This window comes from Aquincola tertiaricarbonis, assembly GCF_023573145.1.
GTDB classification, from domain to species: Bacteria; Pseudomonadota; Gammaproteobacteria; order Burkholderiales; family Burkholderiaceae_C; genus Aquincola; species Aquincola tertiaricarbonis_B.
In genome coordinates this window covers 338,197-351,126 of the sequence record NZ_CP097635.1, presented here as the reverse complement: position 1 = coordinate 351,126, position 12,930 = coordinate 338,197, and the positions used below count along the sequence as shown (strand labels likewise).

Annotated in this window: 13 protein-coding genes; 10 read left to right on the top strand and 3 right to left on the bottom strand. The window is 67.2% G+C overall.

What is annotated here, in order from left to right; genetic code table 11:
• Positions 1–8: 8 nt before the first annotated feature.
• Positions 9–401: a nuclear transport factor 2 family protein gene (locus MW290_RS01550; RefSeq protein WP_250195604.1), complete on the bottom strand. Its 393-nt coding sequence runs from the start codon at positions 399–401 to the stop codon at positions 9–11.
• A 9-nt stretch (positions 402–410) separates the two neighbouring features.
• Here MW290_RS01550 and MW290_RS01545 point away from each other — a divergent pair, with 9 nt between their 5' ends.
• Complete coding sequence (locus MW290_RS01545) at positions 411–833, top strand: helix-turn-helix transcriptional regulator (protein WP_250196696.1); 423 nt, start codon at positions 411–413, stop codon at positions 831–833.
• Between the two features lie 314 nt (positions 834–1,147).
• On the opposite strand, the gene MW290_RS01540 is transcribed toward MW290_RS01545, so the two are convergent.
• Positions 1,148–2,107 carry an IS5 family transposase gene (locus tag MW290_RS01540; RefSeq protein WP_250195603.1) on the bottom strand — a complete coding sequence of 320 codons (960 nt, stop codon included), beginning with the start codon at positions 2,105–2,107 and terminating at the stop codon, positions 1,148–1,150.
• Positions 2,108–2,328: 221 nt separating this feature from the next.
• On the opposite strand from MW290_RS01540, the gene MW290_RS01535 reads away from it, so the two are divergent.
• Positions 2,329–2,787, top strand: coding sequence for a helix-turn-helix domain-containing protein (locus tag MW290_RS01535; protein ID WP_250195602.1), 459 nt, complete (start codon positions 2,329–2,331; stop codon positions 2,785–2,787).
• Between the two features lie 138 nt (positions 2,788–2,925).
• Positions 2,926–5,067 (top strand): ParB/RepB/Spo0J family partition protein, encoded by a 2,142-nt coding sequence (locus MW290_RS01530; protein ID WP_250195601.1) that lies wholly within the window; start codon positions 2,926–2,928, stop codon positions 5,065–5,067.
• A 28-nt stretch (positions 5,068–5,095) separates the two neighbouring features.
• Here MW290_RS01530 and MW290_RS01525 read toward each other — a convergent pair whose 3' ends face one another.
• Complete coding sequence (locus MW290_RS01525) at positions 5,096–6,403, bottom strand: phage integrase N-terminal domain-containing protein (RefSeq protein ID WP_250195600.1); 1,308 nt, start codon at positions 6,401–6,403, stop codon at positions 5,096–5,098.
• A gap of 1,299 nt (positions 6,404–7,702) precedes the next feature.
• Between MW290_RS01525 and MW290_RS01520 the strand changes: the two genes are divergently transcribed.
• The 7 genes from MW290_RS01520 (at position 7,703) to MW290_RS01500 (ending at position 12,783) form a co-directional block, all read left to right on the top strand.
• Positions 7,703–8,752 carry a PRTRC system protein D gene (locus tag MW290_RS01520; RefSeq protein WP_250195599.1) on the top strand — a complete coding sequence of 350 codons (1,050 nt, stop codon included), beginning with the start codon at positions 7,703–7,705 and terminating at the stop codon, positions 8,750–8,752.
• Positions 8,749–9,042 carry a hypothetical protein gene (locus MW290_RS01515; RefSeq protein ID WP_250195598.1) on the top strand — a complete coding sequence of 98 codons (294 nt, stop codon included), beginning with the start codon at positions 8,749–8,751 and terminating at the stop codon, positions 9,040–9,042. Before MW290_RS01520 ends, MW290_RS01515 begins: the two co-directional genes overlap by 4 nt.
• Entirely contained in the window at positions 9,039–9,509 is a 471-nt protein-coding gene (locus tag MW290_RS33210) for a CFI-box extended C-terminal domain-containing protein (protein ID WP_375142780.1), read from the top strand. The genes MW290_RS01515 and MW290_RS33210 overlap by 4 nt, the downstream gene beginning before the upstream one ends.
• Before the next feature lie 570 nt (positions 9,510–10,079).
• A complete protein-coding gene (locus tag MW290_RS01510; RefSeq protein WP_250195597.1) occupies positions 10,080–10,607 on the top strand; it encodes a helix-turn-helix domain-containing protein in 528 nt (175 codons plus the stop codon).
• Positions 10,608–10,617: 10 nt separating this feature from the next.
• Positions 10,618–11,277: a nucleotidyl transferase AbiEii/AbiGii toxin family protein gene (locus tag MW290_RS01505; RefSeq protein WP_250195596.1), complete on the top strand. Its 660-nt coding sequence runs from the start codon at positions 10,618–10,620 to the stop codon at positions 11,275–11,277.
• Between the two features lie 278 nt (positions 11,278–11,555).
• Positions 11,556–11,690, top strand: a complete 135-nt coding sequence (locus MW290_RS32975) for a hypothetical protein (RefSeq protein ID WP_259373447.1) — start codon at positions 11,556–11,558, stop codon at positions 11,688–11,690.
• Positions 11,691–11,754: 64 nt separating this feature from the next.
• Entirely contained in the window at positions 11,755–12,783 is a 1,029-nt protein-coding gene (locus MW290_RS01500) for a hypothetical protein (RefSeq protein WP_250195595.1), read from the top strand.
• Positions 12,784–12,930 lie beyond the last annotated feature (147 nt).

Here is a 12,930-nt window from a genome sequence, read left to right as displayed (position 1 = left end):
GGCGACACCTAGCGAAACGTGGTCACCAAGCGCACGATCAGCCCGGCATCCAAAGTGAAGACATTGGTTCCCTGGCCTTTCCCGCCAGGTAGCGCCGGTGAGTGGCAGGTCCAATCCACGCGTACGCCCGACGGACTGACATCGAAGCGTTCGACCTCAAGCCGCATGTCGGGCAGTGGGTGGCGCCAACCCTGCAGGAAGGTCTGCCGTATCGCGTCGCGACCTACATGGTCGAGCATTTGGCCGGAGAAGGGCTCGCTGTATTGCGCGTGCTCGGCGAACAGCGCCATCATCTCGGCCTCGGAGGTGGCACCGGCCTGCATGGCCCGGAAGAACTGAGCTACGGGTGGAGGCAAAATGTCTTGAGTCATGGTTTCGAACGCGGGTTTGTAGTGGAACAAGACTTGTCTGTGACAGAGGCACTTCCAAGTGACTTTCTCGACGTGCTGTCATCGGCACTGTTGCGCTTCGGCCGGCCGCAGGCCGGTGTGGACTTCGTGTCATTGGCCCAGCTCTCAAAGCGCCTGCCCGGCGCGGCGGCGGTGACAGTTGACTACACGCATGTCCATCGCTTGGCTGCGCCGCTGGTCGTCGTGCGCCTGCAGGCCGAGGCCGCGCCGATTCGGAGTTGGGCTGCGCTGACACCGCGCGAAAACGAAGTGGCGCGAAGTCTTGCGCGCGGCTTGCCCAACAAGGTCATCGCACATCAACTCGGACTGAGCGTGGGCACGGTCAAGGACTACGTCCATCGCATCCTCACGAAAACAGGGCACACCAGCCGGGCCGGATTTGCCGCAGGCGGCACACCAAACGCAGCGCATAGCTCATCGTAGACACTTGCCGCGTTGACGCCTATCCATCTTTGGATAGGGCGGTGTCCGGCGATTCGCCCGCGGGCGAGCAGGTGCCGGATCGGCCAAACGACACCGCCCGCTCGTCAATTCACATGCCGATGGTCTGCTTCATGACTTTGAGTCACGCGAAGTCTAGGGAAGGTCTGCACAACGCGCTGCGAAGTGCCGTTTGAGGTGACCTGAAGCTGTGGCCGTGCCATGGAGCCCGCCGCGCCCGCGTTCGGCGCTGCTTTCAAGGCCTTGCGAGGCGCTCAGTGCGCGCCGAACGGCCCACGCAGCCACCGTGGGCGCACTCATCCCGCAGGTCCCATCAACCGCCGTCGCGCCATCCACAGGTTGCTCAGCGCGAACAGCGTGACGATCTGCGCCGTGTTCTTCGCGAGCCCGCGGTAGCGCACCTTGGTGTAGCCGAACTGCCGCTTGAGCACGCGGAACGGGTGCTCGACCTTGGCCCTTACGCTGGCCTTGGCGCGCTCGATCTGCTCGGCGATGAACTCCGGCTCGAGGAACGGGTTGAGCTTGCGTCGCAGACCTGGGCGCATGGCCACGTGCCAGACCGGGCCGGCGGCCTCGGGTCGCTTGTGCACGCCCTGGTAGCCGGCGTCACCGAAGGCCGCTTCTTCCTCACCGTGAAGCAGTGCCCCGGCTTGGGTCACATCGTTGACGCTGGCAGCCGTGCCCACCACGCTGTGCACGAGCCCGGAGTGCGCGTCCACGCCGATGTGGGCCTTCATGCCGAAGTACCACTGGTTGCCCTTCTTGGCCTGCTTCATCTGCGGATCGCGTTCACCATCGGCGTTCTTGGTCGAGCTGGGCGCGGCGATCAGCGTGGCGTCCACCACCGTGCCCTTCTTCATCATCAGGCCCTTGGCCTGCAAGATGTCGTTGACCACCCGCAGCATGTCGGTGGCCAAGTCGTGCTTCTCCAGCAGGTGGCGAAAGCGCAGGATCGTGGTCTCGTCGGGCAGGCGCGCCACACCGTCGCCGAGCCTGGCGAACTCGCGGAACACCGGCATGTCGTGGAGCGCCTCTTCCACCGCCGGGTCCGACAGCGCGAACCATTGCTGCAGGTAATGGATGCGCAGCATCGTCTCGATGCCGAAGGGCGGGCGACCCGTCTTGGCCTTCGGGTAGTAGGGCTCCACCACCCCCACCAGCGCCGCCCACGGCACCACGCGCTCCATCTCGTCGAGGAACTCGCGCTTGCGCGTCCTCTTGATCGACAGGTTCAGGCCAAGTCCGAGTTGCTTCATGACCGCTATCGTCACTCAACCCGCGCCATCACGCTACGCGGATCGGCCAGGGGTTTTGCAGACCTTCCCTAGGACCGCATTGGGTCAGTCCAGGGACGCTCACGATGCCGAGCTGAATGCCGGAAAGCGGTCGCTCTTTGGCGTGCGACACGGCTCCTGACGGCTTCCACCGACACAGCACTGTTTCCCGACCTTCCTCGAGCCCTTGGCACAATCGGTGAATGCCGAACATTGCATCAGTGCTCAAGGCCGAGATCGTTCGTCTGGCTCGCAAGGAGTTGCGCAGCGAGGTCGATTCGATCAGGAAGGCGCTCGCCGCTGCGCGCGCGGAAAGCGCCGCGTTGAAGCGCAGAGTCAGCGAACTGGAGCGGTCCGTGCGGCAGTCCGCGCGCGCCGCCCCCGCTCCGCCGCCATCGCCGCCTGCGGTCAAGGAAGCGGACGGCGCCGACCATTTCCGGTTCCGCGCCTCCGGTATGGCCAGCAATCGCAAGCGCCTTGGCTTGTCGGCTGCGGATTTCGGGTTGCTGGTCGGCGCATCCGGGCAGAGCGTTTATGCCTGGGAGCAGGGCAAGGCACGCCCCAGAGGCAAGAACCTCGCGGCCATCGCTGCCTTGCGCGGGGTTGGCAAGCGCGAGGTGGTTGAGCGCTTGGCAGCCCTGAAGTCGGGCGGGCCATCGTAGGCCTGCCACCGCCCAGTCAGGCGTCCTGACCGGACCACCTACGAGCGCTCCTCGCCACCCTTGAAGTGCACGGGCTCAATGGGATCCTGACTGCATGGTGGGCCGCCGGCCTGCCATGCAACCGATCAGGAGTCCCTCATGAAATTCTCCAAAGCCGAGGTCGACGCCATCATCGAGGCGTCCCCTCGCACCTTCGTTCCCTTCAACAAGCTGGTGCTGTCCGAGGACCACCAGGCCCGCAGTGCCACGGCGCCCGTGATGTCGCTGCCGGAACTGGCCGCGTCGATCAAGGACAGCGGCGTGCTGCAGAACCTCGTCGTGGTCCAGGCGGCGCGCGGGCGCTACGGGGTCTGCGCCGGCGGACGGCGGCTCGCCGCGCTCACGCTGCTCGTGCAGCAGGGCGACATCGCCGACAACTACCCCGTGCCGGTGCTCGTCGTGCCGGCCGACAAGGCGCTCATCGCGAGCCTTGCCGAGAACTGCTTCCACGTGCCGATGCACCCGGCCGACGAGTTCGCCGCCTTCGCCAGGCTGCTCGCGCAGGGCAAGTCCGTCGAGGACGTGGCCGCAGCCTTCGGCGTGACGCCGCTCATCGTCAAGCGGCGCATGAAGCTCGCCACCGTCTCGCCCCAGCTGATGGCCCTGTACCGCGAAGGCGGCATCGGCCTGGACTGTCTCATGGTGCTGGCCTCGGTCGACAATCACCAGCGCCAGGAGCAGGCATGGGCTGGTCTGCCGAGCTGGAACCAGCGCCCGGAGCATCTGCGGCAGTTGCTGGCCCGGGGCGAGATCGAATCGGACGCCGACCCGCTGGCCCGGTTCGTCACCGTCAAGGCCTACGAGAAGGCCGGCGGACCACTGCGCCGCGACCTGTTCAGCGACGACGACCGCAAGGCCTACCTGCTGGACCCGGCCCTGCTGGAGCGCCTCGCCGCCGACAAGCTGGGCAAGCGCGCGAAGCAACTGCTGTCTGAAGGCTGGAAGTGGGTCGACATCCGTCCGCGCTTCGCCTACGACGAGTATGTCAAGCACGGCGAACTGCGCAAGCCCCGCCGCGCACCGACGCCCGAGGAAGCCGAGGCGCTGAAGGCGGTGGACACGCGCATCGCTGCCCTGCACGAGCAGATGGACGCGCTGGTGGACCGTGACGGCGATGGCGATGCCGGCGAGGACGTCAGCGACGCCAGCGAGGCGAACGACGCCGCCGACGAGGACGACGCGTCGCGCGACCGTGCCTTCCTCGCCCTGGAGTCCGAGGCCGATGGGCTGGAGGAAGAGCGCAAGGCGAGACTGGAAGCGCTGACCGAATGGCCCGTGGCCTGGATGGCGCTCGCCGGGTGCGTGCTGCATGTGGGCGCGGACGGCCGTGCCGCGATCAAGGCAGGGCTCATCCGTCCCGAGGATCGGGCCGATCTGGCGCAGGCCATCACCAAGGCTGCCGAACAGAAGTCGGCCGGTGGAGGCGGCTCGGAAGGCGACGCGGATCCTGCGCCCGGCTCGGGGCTCCCGGCCCTGCAGTCGCTTCCATCGGCAGCCGGCGCCTCAGCACGGCCCGTGCACTCCGAGAAGCTCATGCGCCGCCTTACGGCCCACCGCGTCGCCGCGATCCAGGCCGAACTGCTGGACCGCCCCGAGGTCGCGATGGCGGCACTGACGACCCACCTGGCGCTGAAGCTGCTGGCCGACCCGCTCCATGGCGCCTACCGACTGCCGAACCTGCTGGCGATCAGCGCGACCGGCAACCAGCACGAGCTGCGTGGCGCGGCCGAGGACATCGAGGCGAGCCCGGCGGCCCAGCGCATCGAAGCCGACCGCATCGCCTGGATCGAGCACCTGCCCAAGGAACCCCACGCGGTGTTCGACTGGATGCTGCGGCAGCCGCTGCAGACCGTGCAGCGGCTGCTGACCTTCCTGGTCGCGTCCACCGTGAACGGCATCACCGGCACCGACGCCGGCCGACCGATCAATGACGGTCTGGCCCGCGCCCTCGGCCTGGACATGACGCGATGGTGGTCGGCGACGGGGGAGGCCTACCTTCAGCACGTGTCCAAGGCCAGGGTGGTCGAGGTGGTGCATGCGGTGGCCGGCGCCAAGGTTGCTGGTCCGCTCGCGGCGCTGAAGAAGGATGCCGCCGTGGCGCAGGCCGAACAACTGCTCGCCGGGCGTGGCTGGTTGCCCGACTGTCTGCGCGTGCAGCCGCACGCCGATGCCCCGGCGACGGGTGGCGAGGAGGTCGACGCCAACGATCCAGTACGGACCGAGGCGCCCGCCTGCGCCTGAACGCAGGGCCGGCCCGGGCCCGGCCGGCTCATGCGACCGGGACAGGCGTGTCACCGTCGTCCCCGAGGCGCCCCGGCCCGGGCTTGCCGGTCTCGCCCTGGGCCGGGTCGCGGCCCCCTGCAGGCGAGCGCCGGATCGCACCGATGTAGGCGCCGGCCGAGCGCAGGCGGGCATGGCCCGCGATGCGGGCCACACGCAGCCGCGCCTGGCGGTCGATGTCCTGATCGACAGGCCCACCGCCACGCACCGGCGCGGGCGTGCCCGTCGTGTCCTGATACTGGCCTTGAAGGTGGTCGTGCCGCGCCCCGTGCCCGGTGGTGCCGCTCTCGCGCTTCGTGAGGCCGAACTTGCGCAGCGCATAGTCCAGGCGACGGAGGTTGGACTTCAGGTCCCGATCCGGCGCCCCCATGTGTGCGTCATGGCCGCTGACCACGCTGCGGGCATGCGCGATGGCCGACTGCTGCTCCTTGGTGGCCAGCGGCAGCCAGCGCGCACGGCCTCCCTTGCCCTTCGTCCACAGATACCGATCCGCCTCCCGTTGCTCGTCGGGCAGGCCTGTCTCCTCGAACGGATGCACGTGGGCGTAGGGGCGGCACATCACCGACTCCTTGCGCCGCAGGCCGACCTTCACCATCAGGCGCATCGACGCGCCGATGCGGGCATCGTAGGCAGAGACCTGGACCAGCAAGGCCTCTACGTCGATGCCGTTGCCGCTCCAGCTCTTGTCTCGCTGGGCGTTCTCGTGGCGCTCGTACTCGTCAGGCGTCAGGCCGTAGTGCTCGGGCCTGCGGATGAAGCCCGGCTTGTTGAGCCACATCGCCAGGCCACGCAGAAAGCTCAGGTAGGTCTGGATCGTCCCCGGCGAGAGCTTGCGGCGCTGCCAGACCTTCACCATAGCCTGGACATGCCGCTGGCCCAGGTTGCGGGGATCGGGCGCCAGCTTGAAGCCGGCGTCGGTGTGCAGCTCGCGGAAGAAGCGCCGCAGGAAGTGCGCGCGCTCGTAGCGCGTCTTGTGCGACACGGTCTTCTCCAGCGCGGTGTGCAGCGGGTTGAACAGCTCGATCAGCACGTCCACCACCCGGTTCACGGGCGTCCTGCCTGGCGGGTACATGGCCAGCACCTGCTCGGGCGACTTGCCGGCCCAGTTCTGGCGGCGTGGCGAGTCCTGGCCGTGCACGCGGCCTGGGCTGGCCGAGGTCATCGAGGAGTTCCTGGAAGGGCGGGTGGATGAGGAGGGCAGGGCGGAGCCATCGCGCGGGTCGTTGCGGCGGTCGTTGAGGGAGAGCGGTGCCTGCCGGCGGCGGCGCGAGGGTTCTGCACGGCGGATACGGGACATGGTGGGCTTTCTGCAAGGTGGCGGACTGCCCGAACAGCACGCCGGTGGATGAATGGTCCGGGGGACCGGAATTGGAGGAATCCATCTGGACATCCCCGGGGCCGATTCCTTGCAAGCCCACGGCGATGGAGATCGTGTGCAACGTCGGTGCGGCGGTCGATCTCTGCAGCGCCACACCCACCCATGGCTTTGCTGTCCGGGCGCCTCATGGTCTTCGGCGAGGGGCCTGGTCAGCTCGGTCAGACTTAAAAATGGAACACGTTGATCCAGGCCGTCTGCGCATTTCTGCGACGCGACGACAAGGGTGATGTCCACCCCGCTCGGGGCTGGGTGCGACATCGACGCCAGGGTCGAGCCCTGGGTCATTCGGTGGATCAGGCCTGGTGTGCAGCGCCGGCCGCTCGCATGGGTCCACCCCTGACCGAGAGTCCAGGGCGGTGTCGAGTTGATGAGCGAGGGTCGTGCGGGGAGCCTCATGGAGGCCATCACGCCGCGCGATGCGCGTCATGCGCGCGTGCTCAAGGGCTGGCGGGAACGGTGCGCGGCATCAGGTGCCGCCACGGGGTTCTGCTGCGCCGGTGCGCTTCTGGAGCGCCCAGCCGTCATCGCGGGGATGCGGCTGGCAAGGACCGGGCAGATCACTGCGGTGGTGGATGACTCGGCACGCTCGCGGCGTCGATCCTTCTGGAGGTCGAGGCCGGTCGCGCCACCCGTTCGGGACGGGAACTTCGGTTGAAGGCACGAGGCAGGTAACGACTGCGACGCCTGCGATGCTCGTCTTCTTCGAGAGGACGGAGCGGGCCAGGAGCCCTCGGGAGCCCACAGTGGAAACCGTGACCCCATCCACGGTCAAGGCCGCATGCGCAGCGCCTGCCGCAAGACCCCTGATCGGGCGGCCCTTGGGGCAGGCAGTTGACGGCGCGAGATTCGGCGGCAGGGCCCATCTAGCGTCGCAATGGCCCGGATCGCCAGCAACGGCGCGGGGTTGACAGGCAAGGCTGCCGCCTCAGGTACCCCGACTGGGCCGGCATCGGCCTCGCTTGGCGGTGTGAGGCGCCGGCGTGCGCGCCGATGGACGGGGTTGACGAGTGACTTTGCAATGTGACCGTGGTGACACCACGCGGCCTCCTCGTCCGTTCGGTGTCATCCGAGGGGCAGTGCAGTGCTTCTGCAGTGCCAGCGCAGTGACACCGGGACGGATCCGACGTCGAAATCGTGCCTGCAGAGGCAGGTATCCGCGTGGAGGAACAGGGTCGGTCTGTCGATCCTGAGCACTCTTTCGTTCACTCGGAGAACACCATGAACCTGATCGTGAGGGCGGTGGATGTCGGTTCCGGCAACACCAAGTTCGTCACCGGCACGGCAGACAGCGAGATCCGCTGCGCAAGCTTCCCGTCGCTGGCCTACCCGTCCAGCAACGGACAACCACTCTGGCCCGGCGGCGATGGGGCCAAGACGATGTTCATCCCGGTCGGGTCGCTCTTCTATGAAGTCGGTCCGGAGGTCAGGCTCGCGGCCGACACCTTCAGGGCGACGCAGCTGCACGACGACTACATCGAGTCGCCGGAGTACATGGCGCTGCTGCGCGGTGCGCTGCGCTCGATGCGGCAGAGCCAGATCGACCTGCTGGTCGTCGGGCTTCCGGTGGCGCTGTTCGCGGTGAAGAAGGCAGCCCTGGAGCGGGTCATGACGGGCGAGCACGATGTCGGCGGCGGCAGGAAGATCAGTGTGGTGCGCACGCTGGCCGTTGCCCAGCCTCAGGGCGCGCTGGCCTTCTACGCGCACGCCCACGGCAAGCTGGGCGAGATCGCCAAGGAGCGCAGCCTGATCATCGATCCGGGTGCGAGAACCTTCGACTGGCTCGTCGCCCAGGGCATGCGACTGGTGCAGAAGCAGAGCCACTCCGTGAATCGGGGTGTCGCCGACGTGCTGAAGCTGCTCGCCGCCGAGATCACCAAGGACATCGGCACGCCATTCCGCGATCTGGACGCCATCGACATGGCGCTGCGGACCGGCAAGGCCCCGGTGATTTTCCAGAAGCCCTACGACCTCAAGCGGCTGCTGCCGCTGGCCGAGAGCGTGACGGAGCAGGCCGTGTCGAGCATGAAGGAGTGGATCGAATCGCCGCACAGCCTGCAGAACATCATCCTCGTGGGCGGAGGCGCCTTCCTGTTCCGGAAGGCCGTGAAGTCGGCGTTTCCGCGCCACCGGATCCTCGAGATCAAGGAGCCTGTGTTCGCCAACGTGAGGGGGTTCCAGTTGGCCGGGATGACCTACGCGCGAACCGTGCTGGCGGCCGATCGCGACAGGTCGACCGCGGCCGAGCGCGCCGCAGGAGATGCCGCATGACCGGCCTCACCAAGACCTCGGAGCCGCCGCGCATCCGGCTTGTGTTCCAGTTGGAGAGGGCGGAACTGCCTCGTCTGTATGACGAGCTCGCACGGTTTCACAAGGGCGTGAAGCGTGTCGGTAGACTGCGCATGCTGGCCTACGAGGGACTGCTGGTCCAGCAGGGCGTCCTGAAGCTCCCTGGGCAGGCATCCAGCGATGTGTCCGGCGCGATCGGTTTCGACGGCGACGGGGCGGAAGTCACGAACGGACTCTTCGAGCCCGCGATCGACGGCCGGGATGGACCATGAGGAGTCGTGCGAGGTGCCGCCAGGGTAGGTCGGTAGGGGCCTCCGAGCTGGCGCAGATGGGCCGGTGCGAACGCCTGGTGGTTCTCGAATCCCTGCACGGCCCGCGTCGAAGCACTCCACAGGAAGAGGCGCGCCGGAAGGGCATTGCTGCCCATCTGCGCTTCGAACTGCAGGGTCGGCGCGCCACAGCGCCAGGCGAGGGGTCGACTCGACGACCGGGCGAGAGGTGCTTCATCGCCACGATGGTCTTCGGAGACGCATGGCAGACCCATGCGCTGCGTGACTTCAGGGACACGGTCCTGAGGCCACGGCCGTGGGGGCGACGCCTGGTGGCAGCCTACTATGCCGCCGGTCCGCGCCTTTGCAGAGTGCTCCAGCGCTGCCCGCCGTTGCTGTGGATGACCAGGGGCACCCTGGGTTTCGTGGCGCATGGCTGGCGGCGATGGTCGGCGAGGCGTCGACCATGAGGTTCGAGCTGATGTGGTCGTGGGTGCTGCTCCTGGCTGTTGCATTGGCGGTCACGTGGCACCTGGTCCGGCACCGCCGCGCACGCGTCGCGGAGCGGCGGGACCGACCGGTCGGCCTGCGGGACGCCGAACTGTTCTGCGTGGAGTCGCAGTTCAGGTCGAAGTCCCGCTGGCCCATCGTGGCGAGGGTGGACAGAGCCTATCGGCTGCCGACCGGTCTGGTCGTGCTGGTCGAACTGAAGACGCGGTCGGCCCCAGCGGTGAGAACGTCGGATGTCATCCAGCTCTCGGCGCAGAGGGTGGCCGTGGAGGACGAACTCCGTGTTCGAGTGTCTGACGAGGCGTTCGTCCTCTTCCCTGGCCGGCACTCAGCGCCGCCGGCCGCACGAGTGGTCCGCTTGATGTCGCGGGAGCAAATCGAAGCCGTTGCAGCGAGGCGCCGTCGACTGATCGATGGACTCGATCGCCCGCATTGGCCCGACAGCGAGCACGTTTGTCACGGCTGTGGGCAGCGAGCTGCCTGCGGCGCCGCTGGCGAGCGCCTGGCGAGTGCGGTCCGGAGGCGCTAGAATGTCCAAAATATTCGACAAGTCTTCAGGCCAAACTGTGGACCTCTCCAACCTGGGCACCATCATCCGCGAGCGGCGCGAGGCGCTGGGACTGACGCAGTCCCGGCTTGCGCAACTGAGCGGGCTTTCGCGGCAGACGCTGGTCGGCCTGGAAGCGGGCGCCCTGAGCGATCTGGGATTCAACCGGGTCGCCCAGGTGCTGGCCGTGCTGGGGCTGGACCTCGATCCGCCCAGCCAGGCAGCGCGTGCTCGGAAGCGGGGCCTGTGGATGGCGGCGAAGAACGCCAGCGTGAGCTACGTCCAGGAGGTGCCGCCCGACACGCTCGGCCATGCGCTGGTCAGCGGCAGCGTACCGAAGGGCTACGCGGCCCACCTGACGCACCTGCTCGACGAGGCGCCGGTGCCCCTGGTGGTGATGGCCGTGGAGGAAGCCGCCGCGAACGAGGGCGTGGCCCCCAAGGCTGTTTGGCGCAACGTCGCGAAGCTCGCCAGGTCACTGGCCGTGCACCGGCAGGGCCTTTGGGAGTGATGAGCGCGTGATGAGGTCGCTGCCGTCCGGCCCCTGGGAAGTGCTGTTCCAGCGAGCGCTGCAGTTGGTCGACGACATCCAGCGCCATGGGGGGCTTGCGGACCCGTTCTGGACCTTCGGAGGCGGGACCGTCCTGATGTTCAGGTACGGACACCGCCTCAGCAAGGACATCGACATCTTCGTGCCGGATCCGCAGTACCTCGGCTACGTGACGCCCCGACTCAGCGACACGGCGGCATCACTGACCGAGGAGTACACGGAGATGCCGGGTTCGTTCGTCAAGCTGCAGTTCGAGGAAGGCGAGATCGACTTCGTGGCCGCACCGAACCTCACCGACGCGGCGTGGGAGCGGTGGGAGATCCAGGGGCGGCCGGTGCGCGTCGAGACGGCCGGGGAGGTGATCGCCAAGAAGATGTACCACCGTGGGGACCGTGCGACGGCGCGTGATCTGTTCGACCTCGCCATGGTGGTCGAGCGTGAGCCGGATGCGCTGGCGGCAGCCGCGCCTTTCCTCGTGCGGCACCGGGACAGGTTCCTGGAGCAGATCGGGCAACCCGGGGCAGGATTCGTGGCAACTTTCGAGGCGATCGCCGCGACCGGGTATCGGCCGAGTCTGGAGCACTGCATTGCCGTGGCCACGGCCTACCTGTCCGCGCTGGGGGACCGATGACCCGGTTGCACCAGGGCGACATAGCGACGCGGTAGGCGCCGAGCACCGGGGACTTGGGCACAGGAAATCCACAAGGGTTTCCACTACCGCCCGGCGAGGCCTGGATACAATCACAGGGTCTGCAACGAACAAAGCCAGGCGGCAACCTGGCTTTGTACGCCCTGAACTGGTTCGAGCCCAGGGGAAGGGAGGCCGCTGGAACCCCCGATCAGAACCTCGGATTCTAGCGAGCCTCGTAGGCATCGGGCTCATGTTGATCGAACAGAAAGGTGATCGACATGACGAAGAAGACCCAAGAGAGCTATCGCAGCGCTGTGACCGGCAGGTACGTCAAGGAGCACTACGGCAAGACGCACCCTGACACGACTGTCAAGGAGCGGACGCCGGCACCTCAGCCGCCGAAGAAGAAGTAACCGCAAGGTTGAGGGGCACCGGGAACCGGTGCCCCTCTTTGTCTTGGTGCCGCGTAGAGGTCCTATGTTCGACAACCTTTTGCGAGAACTGCGCGCGCTCGAGCGCCGCTCGATCACCGTCCCCATCGACAGTGACGAGAAGGGCTACATCGACAAGGAGTGCCCGTCGACTAGCTGCGAGTTCCAGTTCAAGATCAAGGACGAAGACTGGAAGAACATCTGCCGCGACGAAGGCGTCTGGTGTCCGATGTGCGGTCACGCGGCGCCAGCCAAGAGCTGGTTCACCAAGGGCCAGGTTCGACATGCCGAGCGGCACGCCCACAGGGTGATCCAGTCGACGATCGACGGCGCGATGCGCGCGGATGCGAGGGCCTTCAACGGTCGGCAGCCAAGGAACTCGCTGATCTCGATGTCGATGAAGGTAGGTGGCGCACCGCACTTCACGCCGCACAGGGTTCCAGCGGCTGCGTCGGCAGCAATGGAGCTTGAGATCGAGTGCGAGAAGTGCACCTGCCGACTCGCAGTCATCGGCTCGGCGTACTTCTGTCCCGCCTGCGGCCACAGTTCCGTGGATCGCATGTTCGACGACTCGCTGCGCAAGATCAGAGCCAAGAAGGACAACGTAGACGTTGTGCGCGACGCCATCGCGGCGTCGGCTGGACGCGATGAGGCCGAACTGATGTGTCGATCGCTGATTGAGTCATGCCTTCAGGACGGAGTGACTGCCTTTCAGCGGTGCTGCGAGGGCCTGTATGCCTCGACCGGACCGGCGACGCCTGCGCCGATGAATGCGTTCCAGCGACTTGCGCAAGGCAGCGAGCTTTGGGCGGCGAGGGTCGGCATCACCTACGCAGACATCCTTGGCGCTGCGGATCTGGAGCGTCTCAGGCGACTGTTCCAGAAGCGGCACCTGCTGGCTCACAGCGATGGCATCGTCGACCAGCGCTACGTCAACGAGTCGGGCGACATGACGTACAAAGTCGGACAGCGCATCACAGTCTCAACGTCGGAGGTCGAAGACATCGTCGCAGGCATCGGCCGATTGGTCGCAGGCCTGCGGAGCGCTATCGGCGCACCGCCGGAACGGCCGTAGCTTGCTGCGAGGTCAGGGCTGCCCGCCATGGTCGAAGGGCCGGCCCCAGGCCGTGATAGCGTCATTGCGATTGACGAGCAAGACCGCGAGAATGTCGTTGCTGACGGTCTCAAGACGTCCCATGCGGACAAGGGGAACAGACGGGGG

What these genes read in the sequence shown, in the direction of transcription:
- MW290_RS01525 (WP_250195600.1), bottom strand. Translation starts at nt 6,403, where the DNA reads ATGTCCCGTATCCGCCGTGCAGAACCCTCGCGCCGCCGCCGGCAGGCA.
- MW290_RS01510 (WP_250195597.1), top strand. Translation starts at nt 10,080, where the DNA reads ATGTCCAAAATATTCGACAAGTCTTCAGGCCAAACTGTGGACCTCTCC.
- MW290_RS32975 (WP_259373447.1), top strand. Translation starts at nt 11,556, where the DNA reads ATGACGAAGAAGACCCAAGAGAGCTATCGCAGCGCTGTGACCGGCAGG.
- MW290_RS01530 (WP_250195601.1), top strand. Translation starts at nt 2,926, where the DNA reads ATGAAATTCTCCAAAGCCGAGGTCGACGCCATCATCGAGGCGTCCCCT.
- MW290_RS01505 (WP_250195596.1), top strand. Translation starts at nt 10,618, where the DNA reads ATGAGGTCGCTGCCGTCCGGCCCCTGGGAAGTGCTGTTCCAGCGAGCG.
- MW290_RS01535 (WP_250195602.1), top strand. Translation starts at nt 2,329, where the DNA reads ATGCCGAACATTGCATCAGTGCTCAAGGCCGAGATCGTTCGTCTGGCT.
- MW290_RS33210 (WP_375142780.1), top strand. Translation starts at nt 9,039, where the DNA reads ATGAGGAGTCGTGCGAGGTGCCGCCAGGGTAGGTCGGTAGGGGCCTCC.
- MW290_RS01520 (WP_250195599.1), top strand. Translation starts at nt 7,703, where the DNA reads ATGAACCTGATCGTGAGGGCGGTGGATGTCGGTTCCGGCAACACCAAG.
- MW290_RS01500 (WP_250195595.1), top strand. Translation starts at nt 11,755, where the DNA reads ATGTTCGACAACCTTTTGCGAGAACTGCGCGCGCTCGAGCGCCGCTCG.
- MW290_RS01515 (WP_250195598.1), top strand. Translation starts at nt 8,749, where the DNA reads ATGACCGGCCTCACCAAGACCTCGGAGCCGCCGCGCATCCGGCTTGTG.
- MW290_RS01540 (WP_250195603.1), bottom strand. Translation starts at nt 2,107, where the DNA reads ATGAAGCAACTCGGACTTGGCCTGAACCTGTCGATCAAGAGGACGCGC.